General features: G+C 69.9%; 7 protein-coding genes. 3 read left to right on the forward strand and 4 right to left on the reverse strand.

Features of this window, described 5'->3' with window-relative positions; genetic code table 11:
- Positions 1–24: 24 nt before the first annotated feature.
- Positions 25–1536, forward strand: coding sequence for a peptide deformylase (locus tag ACZ5IK_RS23070; RefSeq protein WP_465489524.1), 1512 nt, complete (start codon positions 25–27; stop codon positions 1534–1536).
- A gap of 222 nt (positions 1537–1758) precedes the next feature.
- Positions 1759–1923: a hypothetical protein gene (locus ACZ5IK_RS23075; protein WP_465489525.1), complete on the forward strand. Its 165-nt coding sequence runs from the start codon at positions 1759–1761 to the stop codon at positions 1921–1923.
- A gap of 10 nt (positions 1924–1933) precedes the next feature.
- Here ACZ5IK_RS23075 and ACZ5IK_RS23080 read toward each other — a convergent pair whose 3' ends face one another.
- From ACZ5IK_RS23080 to ACZ5IK_RS23095, 4 genes are all read right to left on the reverse strand, one after another.
- Positions 1934–12310 carry an amino acid adenylation domain-containing protein gene (locus tag ACZ5IK_RS23080; RefSeq protein WP_465489526.1) on the reverse strand — a complete coding sequence of 3459 codons (10377 nt, stop codon included), beginning with the start codon at positions 12308–12310 and terminating at the stop codon, positions 1934–1936.
- Entirely contained in the window at positions 12310–13539 is a 1230-nt protein-coding gene (locus ACZ5IK_RS23085) for an MFS transporter (protein WP_465489527.1), read from the reverse strand. Before ACZ5IK_RS23085 ends, ACZ5IK_RS23080 begins: the two co-directional genes overlap by 1 nt.
- A gap of 433 nt (positions 13540–13972) precedes the next feature.
- Positions 13973–14269 carry a YkvA family protein gene (locus tag ACZ5IK_RS23090; protein WP_465489528.1) on the reverse strand — a complete coding sequence of 99 codons (297 nt, stop codon included), beginning with the start codon at positions 14267–14269 and terminating at the stop codon, positions 13973–13975.
- A 59-nt stretch (positions 14270–14328) separates the two neighbouring features.
- Positions 14329–17079 (reverse strand): AAA family ATPase, encoded by a 2751-nt coding sequence (locus tag ACZ5IK_RS23095; RefSeq protein ID WP_465489529.1) that lies wholly within the window; start codon positions 17077–17079, stop codon positions 14329–14331.
- A 183-nt stretch (positions 17080–17262) separates the two neighbouring features.
- Between ACZ5IK_RS23095 and ACZ5IK_RS23100 the strand changes: the two genes are divergently transcribed.
- Positions 17263–19212: a S8 family peptidase gene (locus ACZ5IK_RS23100; protein ID WP_465489530.1), complete on the forward strand. Its 1950-nt coding sequence runs from the start codon at positions 17263–17265 to the stop codon at positions 19210–19212.
- Positions 19213–19234: the final 22 nt, after the last annotated feature.

A 19234-nucleotide genomic window follows, 5' to 3' on the forward strand; every position in this document is an offset into this window, starting at 1 on the left:
CCGAACCCTGCTCCGGAGGCGGCGATGACGACGGGCACGACCAGCACCACCGAACCCGGCGGCCCGGATGCTGAGGTCAACGTGTTCGCGGTCGAGCTCGAACGCTGGCGCGACGTGCGCGGCTTCTCCCGCGCCGCGCTGGCCAAGGTGATGGGCTACGACCGCTCTTACGTCTCGAAAGTGCTCTCCGGCGCCGAGCGGCCCTCGGAGACCTTCGCCGGGCACGCCGAGGCCGCGTTGCAAGCCGGCGGCGCCCTGCGCAGCGCGTTCCGCGACTTCGAGGCCAACCGCCCCGCCAAGACCCGGCCTGTGGTGGGGCCGGTCGCCGACACTGCGGCCGGGATGGGCGGCCTGGTGGTCGCCCACGACGATGCGATTCTGCGCTACGAGGACGGGGCCTATCGGCTCACTCAGCGCCGTCACTTGGTCAACCAGGGCACCGAGCCGATCACCCGCTACCTGATCCGCATCTCTGTCGACCGGTATCCCGGAGATCCGGAGCGGTCGAACCAGCTCTACTCCGAGAATCCGCTGAGCTGGGACGAGATCGATTTACATGCTTGGCATGGGCGCGGCCGAGCGAACCCGATGGACTGGACGGCGCACCACGACCGGGACGCCTTCAAGGAAGTCTGGCTGCTCTTCGCGGGCGCGCACGGGCACTTTCCTTTGTATCCTGGCGAATCTTGTTGGATCGAGTACGAATACACCGTGACCGAGACGCACTGGGGGAACTGGTTTCAGCGCGCTGTCCGGCTCCCCACCAGGACCTTGTCGGTGTGCCTGGACTTCCCTGCCGAATTCGGTGCGTCGGTCTGGGGACTGCACACCTCGATGACCGCGCAAGCCGCGCCGTTCGCCACCGCCATTGGCCGCGACGACACCGGCGACCGGCACATCTTCTCCTGGTCGTGTGAAGATCCGCCGCTGCACGCTCGCTACCGGCTCGAATGGGACTTCCGCGGCCGCGCAGCGCGGACCGCCGGCGCTTCACCGAGCAAGGTCATGGCTTCGCTCGGCATCGTGCAGGACACCGACCCGGCGCTGCGTCAAGTAGCGCGCCGCTTCGACTTACCCACCGAAGCCGAAGACGCTCGCCGAGTCGTCACCGAGCTCAATTCAGCCGCCGAACGGGTCGCGCAAGCTCACACCTTCGGCAAGGGCATGGGTGTTGCCGCCCCGCAGATCGGGATCGACCGTGCCGCCGCTATCGTGCGCACCCCGGACGGCGAGGCGATCACCCTGTTCAACCCCACGATCATCGAATCTGGCGGCGAGGTCGACGAGCAGTACGAAGGCTGCCTGTCCTTCTTCGACGTCCGCGGCCGGGTTCCGCGCCCGCATGTCATCCACGTCGAGCACGCCGACATCGACGGCCAGACGAAGATCACCGTGTTCGAGCGGGGCGTAGCCCGCCTTGTCGCCCATGAGGTCGACCACTTGAACGGGAAGCTCTACACCGACCGGATGCGCGACGGCGTCGAGCCGATCCCGGTGGAGCAGTACCGCGGCACCGGATCGACCTGGAAGTACTGATGGAACGGCACTGGAATTTTCTGGTCGTGACCGCCATAACCGGCAGTTACGGCCCTCCGGCGACAGCTGTCGATGGTGCCCTTACGGCCTTCGATCAGGGAAGAGCCAGGGGTAAGGGGTCGATCGGCCCCCGGGTGTAGGTGATCACCCGATGCCGGAGGGCACCCCTCAGGACGAATCTGGTCATTACCAAACGAGGTAGTGAGTTCCTGAGGGGAAACGATGATGAACAGCAACGACGTCCTGCTCGCCGAGGTGCTGGCCGAGGTCGACTACCGGACCGAGCGGATGCTGGATGCCGGTCGCAGCGTGTGGGTCGAGCGGGCCCGCCGGGCGGGTATGCGGATCCGCGGGCACCGCGCCGAGGGCCGGGTGTCGGCCCAGTAGGGAAAGCCGATCAGGGAAGCTCCTTCAGCAGTCGGAGGATCTCGCGGGCGAACCGGTCGATGGTCTTGGCGTCGAACAGGTCGGTGGAGTACTCGAACGTGATTCCCAGGCCGTCGGCGTCTTCGGCGAACACGACGTAGAGCTCGGTTCTGGCGCAGCCGGGGACAGGCAGTCCGCGCACGGCGGCCGAAACGCCGGGCAGGTCGAGTTCCCCTGGAGGCGTCGTGACCACGGTGAACAACACAGCGGGGTAGCGCTCGACGTCCTGCCCGGACAGCGCGATCGTTTCCCTGAGCGGTAGATCCTGGTGATCGAGAGAGGCGAACAGTTTCTCCGCGACGACCGGGATCACGTCGGACAGCTCCGCGGTTTCGCCGAGCCGGACGCGCAGGGGCACGGCTTCCCCGATCATGCCGACCGTCTGCTCGTGCTCGCGGCGGCTCCGGCGGGCGCTGGAGGTGGCGAGCACGAGGTCCCGTTGACCGCAGGTCTTCGCGCCCCAGAGCGCGAACACACTCGCGAGGAGTATGGCCCGGGTCGTGTGGGCGGCAGCGGCGAAGCCGTCGATGTGGCGCAGCTGTTCCGGCGTGAGACGCACGTGGTGCAGATCGCCCTCACCGGAAGGCCGGGCCGGTGGGACGCGGTCATAGGGCAGCCGCCAGCGCAGGTCGGCGTCTGCCAGCTCGGTTCGCCAGTAGTCGACGTCGGAAGAATGATCGGCGCCCGCCTGCCATCGCGCATAGTCGGAGTGCTGGCCCCCGGGCGCGGGCAGGGCCGCGGACGTCGCGTCGATCTCGGCGGCGTACAGCCGGGACAGCTCGTGCCACAGGATGTTCAGGGACCAGCCGTCACAGACCAGGTGATGCAGGACGAGGACCAGCACCCACCGGTCACCGGCGATCCGGCCGAGCCGGGCACGCAGCAACGGGCCTTCGGTGAGTTCGAACGGTTCCGCGACGACGCTTCCGCACCACGCGTCGATGCCGGTGCCGAGCTCGTCGACAGGCAGGTCGAGCGCGAACGGGGCCAGCACTTCGATCATCCGCCCGGCGCCGGACGCCGCGACGCGGCCGCGCAAGGCGTCGTGCCGGGCCACCAGTCGGTCGAGCGCGCGGTGCAGGGCCCGCGGGTTCAGGTCGCCGCGCAGGTCGACGCGATGACCGACGTTGTAGACCTGAGGCCGCGGCTTTTCCGCCTGGCGTTCCCAAAGCCTCCGCTGTAGCGAGGTCATCGGGACGGTCTGTGCGATCCGGCGGCCCAGTCCGGCGGCCATCGCGCGGATGGTGGGCGCGCGGAAGAACTCCGCGACCGAGACCGCCGCCCGGAACTCCTCGTTGATCCGGTTGACCAGCCTGACCACGGCGAGCGAATGCCCGCCCGCGTTGAAGAAGGACCGGTCGGCCGCCACGGCGTCCAGGCCGAGCTCCGCGCACCACAGCGCGTGCAGACGGAGTTCGACCTCGGTGGACGGCGGGGCGCTGTCCCGGCTCTCGGCCGGTGGTTCGGGCAGGGCGGACCGGTCGAGCTTGCCCGTGGTGGTCATGGGCAAGCGGTCGAGCGCGACCCAGCGGGTCGGGATGAGGTAGCCGGGTAGGTCGTCCGCGAGGGCTTCGGCGATTCCCGCCCATGGCTCCGGCGTGGCCGGGTCGGCGAGTACGACATAGCCGACGAGTTCCGCTTCGCCCCGGTGGTCCGGCCGGACGATCACCGCGGCGTCCGCCACCGCGCCGAGGCCGGCCAGCACCCGTTGTGTTTCACCGGGTTCGACCCGGTTCCCGCGGATCTTGGCCTGGTCGTCGAGGCGGCCGAGGAATTCGAGCGTGCCGTCGCCGCGCCATCGGGCGAGGTCGCCGGTGCGGTACCACCGGTCTCCGGCTGCGTCGGACAGGAAAGCCGCAGTGGTCTCTTCCGGCTTGCCCACGTAACCTTCGGCGAGCCCGGCCCCGCCGAGGTGGATCTCGCCGACGGCGCCGATCGGGACAGCCCGCCCGGCGGGATCGACCAGCCGCAGCCGCACACCGTCGATCGGGCCGCCGATCGGCGGACGGGACCCGCGGCGCGGATCCACCCGGTGGTCGGTGACGATGATCGACGCCTCGGTCGGACCGTACTGGTTGTGCAGCACGCAGCCGGGGTTGTCGGCGAGGAAGCGACGCAACGCCGGGGTGAGCACGAGCGGCTCGCCGCAGCACAGGATCAACCGCAGCGACGGCGCGGTGAGGCCGGGTTCGACCAGGTACTTCAGCGGTGTGTACGGCATCAGGATCCGCTCCACCCGGTGGCGGCCGATCACGGCGGCGACGGCGTCGCGGTCCTTGTGCTGTTCGTCGTCGAGCAGCACGAGCGTCCCGCCGGCGGTCAGCGTGGAGAAGATCTCCTGGACGCTGACGTCGAAGCTCGGTGAGGTCCAGTGCAGGGTGCGCATCGGCGGATGCTGATCCCGTTGCCACGCGACGACGTTGGCCGGACCGCGGTGCGGGACGAGAACGCCCTTCGGGGTTCCGGTGGACCCGGAGGTGTACATGCAGTACGCGGGCGCCTCCGGTCGCACCTCGGGCAGCTCCGGCGCCTCCGGGCCCGGCAAAATCTCCTCGGCGAGTTGCACCGGGAAGTCGTTCAGCACCGGCTGGGAGACGCGAACGTCCTTTGTGGTCAGTACGAGGACGGCGCCGCTGTCTTCCAGCATGTACCGGCACCGTTGCGGCGGGAGCCGCGGATCCAGCGGCAGGTACGCCGCACCACTTTTCAGCACGCCGTAGAGCGCGGCGATCAGTTCGGGGCCGCGGGGGAGGGACACCGCCACGATCTGCCCGGGTCCGACGCCCTGGCTTGCCAGCCGGCGCGCGATCGTCTCGGCGCGCTGGTCCAGTTCGCGGTAGCTGATCTCACCGTCGTCGCTGACCAGCGCCACCTCGCCGGGTGTCTCGGCGACCTGCTGCTCGACCATCGTGTGCAGGCAGCGCGCGGGGCGTTCCGGCGCACCGTTCTGCCACCGGTCCAGCAGCCGAAGGTCTTCTTCGACCGGTGTGGTCAGCTCGGACAGCCGAGCCGACGGATCCGCGGTCGCGCGGCGCAGCACTTCCGCCAGCAGGTCCAGCAACCGGGCGATGGTCGCTTCGTCGAACAGGTCGGTGCTGTACTCGATCAGGCAGCGCAGGCCGTCACGGTGTGCCGTCAGATAGCAGGCGAGGTCGAAGGGCACCTGGTCGCGCGCCACGTCCAGCGCGGTGGCCGTCAGCGGTGGCGCGAAGGGCTCGTCCGCGGCGTTCTCGAACTCGACCAGGACGTCGAACAGGGGGTTGCGGTTCGCCGCGCGGTCCGGATTCAGCATGCCGACCAGCTCGTCGAACGGGACCGCCCGATGCTCGTAGGCGCCCGTGGTGCGGTCCCGGACGCGCTGGGTCAGCTCGGTGAAGGTCGGATCCCCGGACAGATCGAGCCGTACCGGGACCGTGTCGAGGAACAGCCCGATCGTGTCCCTCGCGGTGTCCGGCCGGGTGCTGACGACCGTGCCGACAGCGAAGTCCCGCTGTCCGCTGTAGCGGCCGAGCACCGCGCCGATCACGCCGAGCACCGCCATGAACACCGTGCTCCCACACGCGGCCGCGAGGGCGCGGAGCGGCTCACCGAGGCCTGCCGCGAGCTCTCTGCTCAGACCGGCGCCGCGTCTGGACACCACCGGCGGGCGCGGCCGGTCGGTGGGCAGCACGAGTTCGGGGGCCCCCTTCAGCTCATCGCGCCAGAAATCCGTGTCGGGCGCGGGATTCCCGATCTCATCCGCCTCGAGAACCTGTCCGGGCCGCGCGGCAGGCAGGGCGGGCCACGCGCGGTAGTGTGCGGCGAGATCTCGGAGGAACACCGCTGTCGACGCCGAGTCGAACACGATGTGATGGGCCACCAGGTAGAGCAGATGGCGCTCGTCGGCAAGCCGGACCAACGCCGTGGCGACCAGCGGCCCGGCGTCGAGATCGAACCGGATCCGACCCACCGTGGCCTGGATCTCGGCCAGGGCCTCCGCTTCGGCGCGGCCGGACAGGTCGATCAGCGGACAGTCGACGATCACCGACGGCTGCACGAGCTTCCGCGGCACGCCGTCCCGCTCGCGGAACACCGTGCGCAGGCTGGGATGCGCCGACACCACGCGCGGCACCGACTCCCGCAGCGCCACGTCGTCCAGCGGCCCGTCGAGCCGGATCGCCTTGGGCTCGTGATAGGCGCCCGTGCCGGGGAACATCCTTTCCAGGAACCAGATCCGGCGCTGGGCGGCGGACAGTTCGCTCTCCCGTGCCGGCGCGCCCGGCGAATAGCGGCGGCGCAAGCCATCGAGCAGCGGCAGGGCGTCGAGCACCTGCTCCCGGGGGACGCCGAAATCCACGAAAGCGGCGATCTCGTCAGCCCCCGCCGCGATCAGCGCGTCCACCACCGGCGCGCACTGATCGGGACCGCCGATCAACGCACGGGATTCGCAGTAGCGTTCGTACGCGTCACCCAGGACGAAATCGACGTCCTCATCGGTCGCGCCGTCCAGGTCGACCTTCATCCCGAGGCTGTTGCCGACCTGGTCGAGCAGGGAAAGCGACGAGCGCAGGTAATCGCAGAATGGCCGGAAAGCCCTCTGCCGCGCGGTTTCGTGATCCTCGCCGAGGAAAGTGTGCACCAGCACCACGATCCGTCCTTGGTCCGGATCGAGTCCGCATTCCGCGCGCGTGCGGCGGTAGAGCGCGATGTTCTCGGCCAGCGTTGGCACGTCCTGGGTCATCAGGTTGGTGACCACGCCGAGATCGGCGGCGGCCGCCCGGCGGTAGCTGTCCGGGTTGCCCACCACGGCCGCGAACAACGGCGGATCCTGTTGGAGGGGCGCGGGATGCAGGCGGACCCGGGTCGCGGTACCGTCACCCGCGGCAGCGTCGATCTCTTCTCCCGACCACAGTCGGCGCACGGTGTCCAGGTGTTCGTACATCAGGTCGCGATGGCCGCCGAAATTCTCCGGGGCGAGCGTGAAATCCCTGGCGTGCCATCCGCTGGCCACGCACAGGCCGACCCGGCCCGAAGACAGGTTGTCCACAATGGACCATTCCTCGGCAACCCGGATCGGATGGTGCAGCGGGAGTACGACCGACCCGGCGTGCAGCCGGATCCGCTCGGTGTGGACGGCCAGCGCGGCGGCCAGCACGGACGGATTCGGGAACAGCGCGCCGAACGAGTCGAAATGCCGCTCCGGCAACCAGAGCGCGTGGAAGTCGTGCTGATCGGCGAACCGTGCCGCGTCCATGATCAGCCGGTACTTGTCGCTGGAGTCCCGGTCTGGATAGTCGCCGAAGAAGTAGAGGCTGAAGGCGCAGCCGTTCCCTGTCTTCGTCGCCGGACGGGGTGGCACTGCCGGACGGACGGTGTGATTGACCGGCTTCGGCACGGGAGTCGGCGGCGGTTCGGGGGTCACGGTGTCGGCGGGCGCGCCGCGCACCACGTCGAGCTGGCGGTGCATCAGGTCCGTCACCTGTCGCATCATGTCGTCCGCGAGCTGCAATTGCCGGGCCATCAAGCCGTGAAGTGAGGAGTCCTCGGCAGGGGCGGACGACGGCTCGTGTTCGCGGACCACCGGCTCGGTCTCCGGGACTGCTCCGCCGCGCTGAACGATCAGTTCGGCCACCCTGGCCGGGGTTTGCGCCTCGGCGAGCAGTTCGCGGACACCGATCCGCACTCCGTAGGTGTTCTGCAGTTCGCGGGCCAAGCCCATCAGCGCGAGTGAATCGGCGCCGCCCGCCACGAAAGTGGTGTCGTCGGAGAGGTCGCTCACGCCGAGACGCTCGGCGGCGAGGCGCCGGACCTCGGTGAGCACGGCGCCGGTGGGGACGGGCTCGGCCGGAGCCGTCGGCTGAGGGAAACTTGTGCGCCGGTAGGGGTATCCCGGCAACGGGACGCGCCGTCCGCCGGGCACGAGCGCGGGCCAGTTCAGGTCGGCGCCACGACGGTAAAGCGCGGCGGCGGCGCGCAGCACCGCGTCAGGTTCGTTCTCGGCGGGTGAGCCGAGGGACGGCAGCCAGCATCGGTGCGGGAGAGCCGCGCGTCCGATCGAGCCGAGCACCTCGCGCGGGCCGATCTCCAGGTAGGCCCCGCAACCGATCCGTTCGAGCGCCTGAAGCGACTCGTCGAAGCGCGCTGTCTCACGGATTTGCCGACGCAGATAGCGCGCGTCCACCGAGGCGCCAGCCGGGATCAGTCCGTCCAGATTGGACGCGAACGGAATCCGCAGCGTGCCGAACCGCGCCGCGGCGGCCACGTCTTCGAACTCGTCGAGGATGGGATCGAGCAGTGCCGAGTGAAAGGCCCGGTCCACCGGAAGTCGTTGCCAGGAAAGGCGTTCCCGGTCGAGTGCCGCTTCGGCGGCCGCGATCGCCGCCGCCGGTCCGGACAATACATGTGACCGGTCGCCGTTGACGACCGCGACCTCGGTCCCGGTGGCGGCGGCCAGCCGACGGGCCTGATCCGACGAGGCGCGGATCGCGATCATTCCGCCCGTCGCGGTCGCGTGCATCAGCCGTCCGCGCAGGCAGGTCAGCCGCAACCCGTCGGCCACACTGATCCCGCCCGCCACGGCGAGAGCCGCGTATTCCCCCAAGCTGTGCCCGGCCACGTAGTCCGGCTGCACACCCCACGATCGCCACAACCCGGCCAGTGCGACCTGGTAGCAGAAAAGCGCAGGCTGTCCGTCCTCAGTGGACAGGAAGGCAGCCGGATCCGGGCTGCCGAGCAGCGCGTCGGCCAGCCCGGTCGCGCCGAACTCTTCGGCGTAACCCAGGCACTCGTCCAGCGCTTCGCGGAAGGCGGGGAACGTGTCACGAAGCCGCGCGGCCATCCCGCGATACGCCGACCCCTGCCCGGAGAAGGCGAAAGCGATCGTGTCGAAACGCTTTGGTGCAAAGGGTTCGGCGGCGACGGAGTCGAGCGCGGCGGCCAGTTCGGCGGTGTCCCGGCCGACCACGGCGTGCCGGTGCGACCGGTGCGGCCTGCCGAGCGCCATACTCGCCGCCACGTCCCTGGCCCGGAGTTCGGGATGCGCGCGCAGATGATCCCGCAGCGCCCCGGTGAGCGCGGACAGTCCCGCCTCGTCGTTGGCCGACACGGGCAGCAGCACCGGTCCCGGTGCCGCCGGTGCCGGTGCCGGTGCCGGTGCGGGCAGCGGGGCCTGTTCCACTACCAGGTGGACGTTCGTGCCGCCGACGCCCAGCGCGCTGATCCCGGCCCGCCGGGGGCCGTCGGTGATCCACGGGGTGTTTTCCTTCGCCAGCACGAACGGACTGCCCGCCAGCCGCAGCCCCGGATTGGGCCGGTCCAGGTTCACCGTCGGCACCAGCTCTCCGTGTCGCAGCATCAGCACCGTCTTGACCAGTCCGGCGAGGCCCGCGCAGGTGTCCAGGTGGCCGATGCCGGGTTTGACCGAGCCGAGTGCGCAGAATCCCGTGCGCCCGGTGTCGCCGTAGGCCTGGCTGAGCGCCTCGAATTCGACCGGATCACCCAGCGCGGTGCCGGTCCCGTGCGCCTCGACGTAGGTGACGGACGACGCGGGCACGCGTGCCCGCGCCAATGCCCGTCGGACGACCTCCGCCTGTCCGGACACGCTCGGTGCCGCGAAACCCGCCGTGCGGCCGGCGTCGTTGTTCACCGCGGAGCCCAGGATCACCGCGTGCACCGTGTCCCCGTCGGCGATCGCCCGGTCGAGCCGTTTCAGCAGCACCGCGACCACCCCGTTGCCGCCGACCGTGCCGTCCGCGTCCGCGTCGAAGGCCCGGCAGACACCGGTAGGCGACAGGATCCCGCCTTCGTACGGCCGGTAGCCGGAATCCTGCGGCAGATGGACCGCCGCCGCCCCGGCCAAAGCGAGGTCGGCGTCCCCGGTGAGGAGCGCCTGCCCGGCCAGATGCACCGCGACCAGCCCGGTCGAACACGCCGTCTGCACCCCGATCGCAGGCCCCGACAGCCCCAGCCGGTACGCCACCCGGCTGGCCAGGAAATCGGGCTCCGAACCCATCGTGGCCTGCATCGCCGCCAACTCGTCCGCGGCGGGCGGGCGCCCGTTCTCCCGTGCGCGCCGCTGGTGGCCGTAAAGCTGCATTCCCGCTCCGGCGAACACGCCGATCCTGGTCTCCGCATCGGTCGCCGCGTACCCGCCGAGTTCGAGCGCCTCGTGGCAGCACTCCAGGAACAAGCGGTGCGCGGGGTCGGTCAGGGCCGCCTCGTGCGGGCTCAACCCGAAGAACTCCGCGTCGAACGAGTCCACGTCGTCGAGCACGCCGCCGACCGGGACCACTCCCGGCTCCACCGGGCTGCCGAAGGTCCGCACACTGCACACGCCGTCGCGCAGGTTGGCCCAGAACGCGGCGAGGTCCGGCGCACCGGGCAACCGCGCCGCGATACCGATGATCGCGATCCGGTCTTCGGACGCCGGGGTCTCCGGCGCGGCGGGGAGCGGCCGCTGGGCGGCGCCTGCCAGGCTGCCGGCGAGGGCGGCGGGGGTCGGGTACTCGAACACCGCGGTCGGCGCTACCTCACGGCGCAGTCGCCCACTGAGGGTCGAGGCCAATCTGATCACGGACACCGAGGTCAGGCCCGCCTCATAGAACGGCGTCGCCGGATCGACGTCGTGGCCGAGCACCTCCCGGACAGCCGACAAGACCGTGGACTCGACGTCGGCGGGCGCGGTGCCCGCCTGCCCGAGTTCCCCGGCGGTCAGCCGTCGTCGCAGCTCGGCCCGCTGGACCTTGCCGCCGCCCGTCCGAGGAAAGGATTCGAGCGCGACCGGGACGACCCGGGTCACCGTCAACCGCAACCGGGTGAACACCGCCCCGCGCACCGCCGTCGCGACCGCGTCGAACTCGTCCGCGGGTGCCGTGCCGGCCAGCAGGACGATCAAATCCTCCGTACCGGTTTCCGCGTTGGGGACGCCCACCGCGGCCACCTCACCCGCACGGGCACCGCCCGCCGCGCAGACGACCTCCTCGATCTCGTGGCAGAAATGGTTCTGCCCATTGAGGATGATCAGATCCTTGGCGCGCCCGGTGATCACCACCTGCCCGTGCGCCAGAAAGGCGAGATCGCCCGTGTCCAGCCAGCCCGCCTCGGGGAACGCGGCGCGATTCGCCGCTTCGTCGTGCAGGTAGCCGGGCGTGACGCGCGCCGAGCGCAGCTGCAGCCTGCCGATCTCACGCTCGCGCAGTAGCTCGCCCCGGTCGTCCACCACCCGCACACTCACTCCCGGCGCGGGCGGCCCGACCGCCACGAAAGTGCTGCACTCGTGCTCTTCCGCGGATTCGGGGGCGCGGCGTAGCTCGCCGCCGAGGCTGGACTTCAGGACACGGTGCACGCTTTCCGGCGTGCCGAGCCTTCCGAAGGTGATCGCGGTGACCGTCTCCGTCATGCCCCACACCGGCATGATGGTGGTCTCCTCGATGCCGAACGGGGCGGTGCGTTCGAGAAAACGCGCCAGCACCGGTAGCTGGATTTGTTCCCCGCCACAGAGCAGCGTCCGGACCGCGGACAGGTCCAGGTCGCGGGTGTTCTCGGACAACGCCGAGGCAACCTGGGCGAAGCCGAACATCGGCGCCCAGCTGTGCGCGACCCGGTACTCCGCGAGCAGATCCATCCACGTGCCCGGCCGGGCGAGGACCAGCTCGGTCGGGACGTGCACGTTGGTCACCCCGGCGAACACTTCGAGCACGTGGTAGATCAGCAAAGCGCCACTGTGGTCGATCGGAAGCCAGTTCAGGGTGGTGTCACCGGCCCGCAGGCCGAGCGACCGGCGGGCTCCTGCCGCGAATTCCAGCAGGCCGCGATGCGTCAGGGGGATTCCCTTCGCCGCGCCGGTGCTCCCGGAAGACAGCATCACGAGCGCCGGATCGGCCAGGCTTGGCCGGTGCACGTCGAGCTCGGGCAGCGCGCTCATCGGCTCCGTCGGGACCCGCGCGGTCCGCAGGCCGGGCAAGCCGGGGTTCGCGTCCGCGACGAGCACGAGGGGATCGTGCAGCAGGTTCGCCATGTGCCGGACCCGTCGCCGTAACGCGTCGTCCCCTGTCGTGCCCGCGATCGGCACCGGCAGCGCACCACCGAGTACGCATCCCCAGAAGAGGGGGAAGAACTCGGCGAGCGGCAGTCCGGAAAGCACGACCGGGTCGCCGGGCCCGACACCGAGATCCCGCAGCCGTGCCTGGACCGCGCTCGCCCTGGCCAAGAGTTCCGGATAGGGACAGCGATCCGGCCTGCCCGCCGAATCCAGGGTCACCACCGCGTGGCCGGGTGCGCCGGCCGCGGCGTTCCGCAACGCCTGCGCGAGATCCACCCGCTCGCCGTCACCCAGGTCGAGTGGTTCTCCGTGAACCAGCGCTTCCCCCATTACGACCCCTTCTTCGATACCTGGCGGCCTCGTACGCGCAGCAAGACGATTCCCGCCACGAGAACCGGAAGACAGTGGTAGGCCGCGACCACGACCGGCGGAGACGCCACCTCGAGCACCAGCCCGCAGGTGGCCATCCCGGCGGCGAAACCCGCCGTCTCCGCGGTGGCCGACAAGCCGAACAACCGGGCACGCTCCGCCTCCGGCGCGGCCTGCAGCCTGCTGATATACGCGACCTCGGTGAGCCCGTCGGCGAGGCCGGCGACGAACAGCACGGCCACCAGCACCGGAACCGGCAGCCCGGTGAACGCGACCACGAAGGCCACGGACATGAGCACGGTCCCCGCCGCGAACACCCGCTCGTCGAGCCGGACCCCGTTTCCGCGATCCATCCTGCGCACCACCCACTGCACCGCGATGCTGCCGATGGCCCACGCGGTCCAGAACCAGCTCATGAACGCGTACGGCGCGCCCGGCCACTCCGTACCGGCGTGGATCGGGAGAGCCACGTTGTGCGACGCCGACCCGAAGGCGTCCGAGCCACGGATCAGCACCAGGGCGAGGACGGCCAGCGGCAGTCCCGCCAGTGCCGGCAACCTCGAACCGGTGGACGGCACACTGCCTTCGTCCTGGCCGGATGCGTTGGTACGCAAGGGAAGAATCCACAACACCGCCGCGGACACCAAGAACGACACGGCGTTGACCAAGAACGCGGCCTCGAACCCACCTGCCAGGACCACGACGGGTGCCGACGCATAGCCCAGCACCGTTCCCAGTGACCGCCCCGCGACCAGCCGTCCGTTCGCCCGGACCCGGTGCTCCTGACCCACCATCGCGGGCACGCTCGTCCGCAGCGACACCGAGAAGACCGTGTTGCCGACACCGAGCACGGCGGCGGCCACCAGCAGCCCGCCGAGCCCCGCCGCCCGCCCGGCGATGCCGAGCACGATCATCGCCGTCGCCTGTGCGAGATCCGCGCAGACCATCAGCCGCCGTCGATCGAAGCGCGCGGCCAGCTTCCCGGCCAGCACTCCGGACAGGAGGCCGGAACCGACGCGGACGGCCATCACCGCCCCGAGGCCGACCGGCCCGCCGGTCACCTCCAGGGTGAACAAACTCAGCGCGATCAGGTTGAGAAAGGTCCCGAACGACGACACCGAGTACGCCACGAGGAACGCCCAGAACGCGGCGCTCCCAGCGTCGGCCGTCCTGGTACGAAAGACGAGCATCGAAACCTCTGATCGTTTGCCCGAACCGGTCCGGCGCGGCCTTGTCCTCCGGCGGAATTCACCGGGGAACAGCGAGGTCAGCCCGTTTCGGCCGCGAGGGAAGAAAAGCCGGCCGGAAAATGCGGACGCGGCGGGCCCGTTCCGGGCCTGAGGTCACGGTGTCCCGGCGGATCGCCGGGCGCGGAATGGAATTTCACGGTTCGAGTCGAATCCGGTTTTCAGCATGTCAAGCCCCCAAAGCCGACTCACCCGCCCAGCGGCGGGTGATTGCCAATAATGCTGCCCTTTTCATGAGTACCATCGCACGTCGGCCCGGGCAAGGATTCGTCCCTGATGCGCAATATGAGCCGATGGCATCTCGGGCCCGTCATCGAAATCGGCATTCCGATCGCCGCCCGCGCGGTCGGACATTTTCCGACAGAGCCGGAGCCCTTCAGTCCAGCTGGCGGTCTTCGCGCGTCTTCTTGGTGAGTGACCGGCTGACGTAGATCAGCCCACCGGTCAGGACCACGATGTCGTCGAAGTAGACCGGGTCGGGCAGCAGGTCGAACGGGAACACCGTGTAGGCCAAGGAAAGCCAGTAGGCGACCTTGGTCGGTACCGGCGTGCCCGGCTGATGGACCTGACGGTGTTTCCGGATCAGCTTGACCAAGAGGAACAGCGCGACCAGGACGAAGACGATGATCAGCACGACGGCCACGACACCGAGCGTCGTCCACAGAGACTCCACGCGACCCTCTCTCACCACGACGACAACCGAGTACGGCACCACCACGGTAGTGCACCGGCTCACCCGGCCGCCGGGTCACCGGGATTGGCGAGTTCATAGCGCGAGGTGGCGCCGGTTTTCCGCATGGAGTGGGCGATGTGTTGTTCGACCGTGCGAATCGACAGGCCCAGCCGGGTGGCGATCTGGGCGTTGGTGCGGCCGGCGCAGGCGAGCTGGGCGACCTCGGTCTCGCGCGGGGAGAGCGTGGAGCCGTAGCTCGGCCGCCCGCGACGCCGGGGCTTGCGGGTGTCGAGTGTCTCCTGGGTGCGGCGCTCGGACACGGTGGCTCCCAGAGAACCGAAGATCCCGACGGCGACGGAGAGGTCATCGGTGTCCTGCCGCAGTTCGGTGTGGAGGTATCGGTCACGCCACACGTGTGTCGTCGCGATCCAGTACGGGCGGCCCACGTCGGTGAAGGAGTCCAGTGCGGTGTCGTAGCGGTTCAGCACGTCGTCGGGCGCACCGTGTCCCAGGTCGAGGTCTATCGCTTTGCCGAGGGCGAGGCTGGCCATCGCCGCGGGCGCGTCCTTGCCTTCGAGCCCGGTCTCCATGGCCGAGAGCAGCTCCGGGATCTGGTCGCGGTGTCCGGCGTTGTGCAGCAGTTCGACGGCGATGGGCGCGATTTCACTGGCCCATACCCAGATGCCGGTGTCGTGGATGACCCGCAACGCGGCGTCGAGCTCTCGTAGTGCCGCGGTTTTGGCTCCGCGGTGGTAGTGGTGACGGGCGAGCAGTGCCGCGGCGGTGGCGCCGACCGGCGGTGCGGCCGCCGAACGGGGCCGGGCCGCGCTCACCTCCGAGAGCAGGGCGACCGCGGCCTGGTGGTCGCCGTGTTCCAGGGCGAGCGCTCCGGCGACGAGGCGGCATTCGGAAGCGACGAGGGGAAGTGAGTCGTACCGGTCGACGAGTGCTTCGGCGGTGATCCGGAGATCCCGCCAGTCGCCTCGTAACCAGTTCAGCAGCGCCGCCGCGACACGGAGTTGTTCGGACAGGTAGTCGGCCCCGAGCTGATGGGACCACGTGCGGCCGCGGGCGAGATAGCGCTTCGCCGCGGCGTAGTGGCCGAGCCAGCTGGTGCAGTCGGTGAGATTCAGGCAGCCGCGCATCCGCTGCCGGGCGAGGTGCGGGTCGTCGGTGTCGCCGGTGACGACTTCGGCGGCCTCCCACGCCTCGGGCGCGCCGATGGTCATCAACGTGGTCAACCTGTTCACCTGGATGGTCGCGGCGGTCAGCGGGTCGGGCAGGCAGGCCTGGCTGAGCCCGCTGTCGAGCCGCTCGAGCCAGCCGAGGTGCGTGTCGATGTGCCGGTGGCCGGTGTAGGGAATCGCGAGTGAGGACATCACTTTCAGCGCGAGGGGCGGATCGCTGTCCTTGAGCTCGTCGGCGGCCTTCTCCAGCTCCCGGTAACCGTCCTCGTGTTCTCCGGTCTGGCTGAGCAGGAGAATTCCCAGGTTGTTGCGTAACTCGCCCCGGGTGGCCGGTGGTAGGGGGACCTCGGAGAGGATCTCGCGGACCGTGGAGACGATCTGGTCGCAGTCGAGTCCGTCGAAGGCCGCGCGGCTCAGGGTGGTCGCGAGGTGGACGCGGTCGGGGTCGCTGAGGTCCGCATGGCGAAGCAGCGCCCGGAGCAACCGGACGGCGGTGCTCCAGTCGCCTTCGTTCAGCGCGATGTCGGCGTGATGCCGGCTGTACTCGAGCCAGTGGCCGGTGTCGCCCGCTTGGCGGAGGTGATGAGCGGTGAAGACCGGGTCGTGTGGCCGGAGTGACGCGGCCGCACGGTGAAGTCCGCGTCGCAGGACGGGAGACGTCGACTCGTGGACGGCGCGCCGGGCCAGCTCGCGGTGCCAGCCGTACCGGTTCGGCCGTGTTTCCCGCAGGATCCCGATCTCGATCGCCTCCGGGAGTGCGACGCTGATCGCGCCTCGCCCCAGACCGGACAGCGTGCGCAACTCGTCCTCGGTGGCTCCCTCCGCGCAAAGGGCGGCGGCGCGGAGCACGGCTCGCACGTCTTTGCCGCACAACCGCAGTCGCTCGGCGTGGACGTCGAATACCGCCCTGGGCAGGCGTCCGCTCTTCTCGCGTACGAGAGCGCTGATCGCGTACGGCAGCCCTTCGGCCGAGGGCAGTGAACGGCTCAGCGATGGGGAAAGCGGGCTTCGGCCGGAAAGGGTTTCGGCCAGTTCGGTGGCTCGTGACTCGTCGAGCGGTCCGAGTGAAAGCGTTTCGACGGGAAAACCCGGACCGGCCAAGTGGGTCAGCCGAGGGGAATCGCCGTGAGGCCGATAGGTGAGCACCATCGACAACGCCGATGACCGCCGTGTGCACAGATAGCGCAAGAATGCGCGGGTGGCGGAATCACTCCACTGAAGGTCGTCGAGCAGCAATATCGTCGGCACCTTCGACGAGAAGAGTGCGCGCAAAGCGCGAAAGCAGCGGGCGAGGTCGGCTCGGGGATCGGGCAGGGGCGGAAGCGGGGCAGGCAGCCGAGCGGCGAGTTCGGGCAGCCGCGGAGCCAGCGCGCCCAGGACGGCATCGCCTTGGCGGGGAACAAGTCTCGGGTCGCTGAGCGCGGCCTCCAGCAGTGGTTCGAGGTCACCGGAGAAGGGCGCGCACCGTCCTGAGAGGACGAGCCGGGACTCCGCTGTGTACCGCGCGCGCAGCCGCTCCTGCAGATGGGTCTTGCCGACTCCCAGTTCCCCTTCCACGAGCACGACCGCGGACGCGCGGGCGACGAGGCCGGCGATCGCCTCCTCCGCTTGTCCCGTGTCCATCCCGACACCGTAAGCACGGGCAAGAGGGTGGACAACCACAGAAAGTCTGCCGATCCGGCGGCCGATTTAGTGCGTGGAACGAGACCCTTTTCCTGCGTGCCGCCACGGATTGAAGTCCCCGCCCGCACTGCGGATCGTCAGGTGCCGAGATGAACGGACGTTTCATCGAGGAGGTTCCCCACCATGATCCGAAGTTCCCGGACGAGAATCGCGGCCACGATCACGCTCGCCGTCGCGCTCGCCGCCGTGTCCACCCAAGGGTCGTCCGCGGCATCGCTGACCGCCTCCGCGGCGAACGAGAGCGTGCGTGCCTACCTGGTGCTGACCACTCCCGGCGGCATCGACGCCGTCACCAAGGCGGTCACCGACAACGGCGGGCAGGTCCGGGCGGGCTACGCGCCGATCGGCGTCGTCCTCGCGCATTCGGGTGCCGACGACTTCGCCGCGAAGATGCGGAAGGTCTCCGGTGTCCAGAAAGTCGGTGACACCCGCGCCGGTTACGACGTGCCCGTCGAAGGCACCCGCCCGGCGGCCGCGGACCGGAACTCGACCGCGCGCCGCTTCCTCGAACCCCAGCTGGGCGAGTCGATCGCCGCTCCCGCCGAGCCCGTCGACTGGAACATGCAGCAGATGGGCGCGGACAAGGCATGGGCGATCAACCCGGGCAGCCGGAACGTCACCGTCGGCATCCTCGACACCGGCGTGCAGGGCACCCACGAAGACCTGCGGGACAACTTCGACGCCGCGAACTCGGTGTCCTGTAACTACGGCAGGCCCGACACCAAACCCGGCGCGTGGGAACCCGATCCCGGTGCGCCCGCCGCCGGGCACGGTACCTCCGTCGCCGGAATCGTCGCGGCCGCGAAGAACGGCAAGGGCGTCGTCGGTGTCGCCCCGAACGTGCGGATCGCGGCGGTCAAGGTGATGGAACCGTCGGGGAACATGTTCCCGGAGAACGTGGTCTGCGGCCTGATGTGGTCGGCCGACCACGGTTTCGAGGTCACCAACAACAGCTACTACGTCGACCCGATCATGTTCAACAACCCCGGCGACCCCGACCAGGCCGCGGTGATCGAAGGCGTCCAGCGCGCCGTCGACTACGCCCGGGGCAAGGGCTCGGTCACCGTCGCGGCGGCGGGGAACTACTCGACCAACCTCGACAACGAGCCCGGCCTGTTCCTGCCCGGCGACCTGCCGAACGCCGTTTCGGTCACCGCCGACACGATCGACAAGAAATTGGCGTACTACTCCAACTACGGCGTCGACACGGTCGAGCTGACCGCTCCCGGCGGCGAAGGCTCCGCGATGGTCAACACCACCGCGCTGGGCGGTGGCTACACCACGTTCAACGGGACGTCCGCGTCGTCGCCGCACGCCGCCGGTGTCGTGGCCCTGCTGGCCTCGGCACATCCGCAAGCCACCCCTGACCAGCTGCGCACGATGCTGCTCACTCAGGCCATCGACACCCCCTGCCCGGCAGGGGACAGCCGCTGCACCGGAACCCCGGCGAAGAACTCGCACTTCGGCGAAGGCATCGCGAACGCCCTCGCCGCGGTGTCCGGCGGCACCAACCCCGAGCCGGAACCCGAGACCCCCGTCTACACCACGGACTTCGAAACCGCGGGCGGCTGGAGCGTCAATCCCGCCGGCTCCGACACGGCGACCGCGGGCCGGTTCGAGGTGGCCGACCCCGCCGCGACGAACTTCAACTCGCTGACCATGCAGCGCGGTGACACCACCAGCGGCACACGGGCGCTGGTCACCGGCGCCGCGGCCGGCGCGGCGGTGGGGGACAACGACCTCGACGGCGGCGTCACCAGTGCGCTGTCCGCCCCGATCCAGTTGCCCGCCAACGGAAAACTGTCCGTCTCCCTGTCGTGGTACCTCGGCTACCTGGCGAACTCCGCGGGCGCTGACTACCTCCGCGTCCGTGCCATCACTGCTGAAGGCGCGACCGTCCTGCTCGACAAGAAGACCGGCGTCGCCGACACCGCCGCGCAGTGGTCCACCGCGACCGCCGACCTGACCGCGCTGGCGGGCAAGACGATCCGGATTTCGGTCGAGGCCGCCGACGCCGCGGGCGGAAGCCTGGTCGAAGCGGGCGTGGACGACATCCGCATCACCCGCCGCTGACCGAGACCAGCGGGGTCCCCTC

The sequence above is a fragment of the Amycolatopsis sp. NPDC031561 genome, assembly GCF_055580625.1.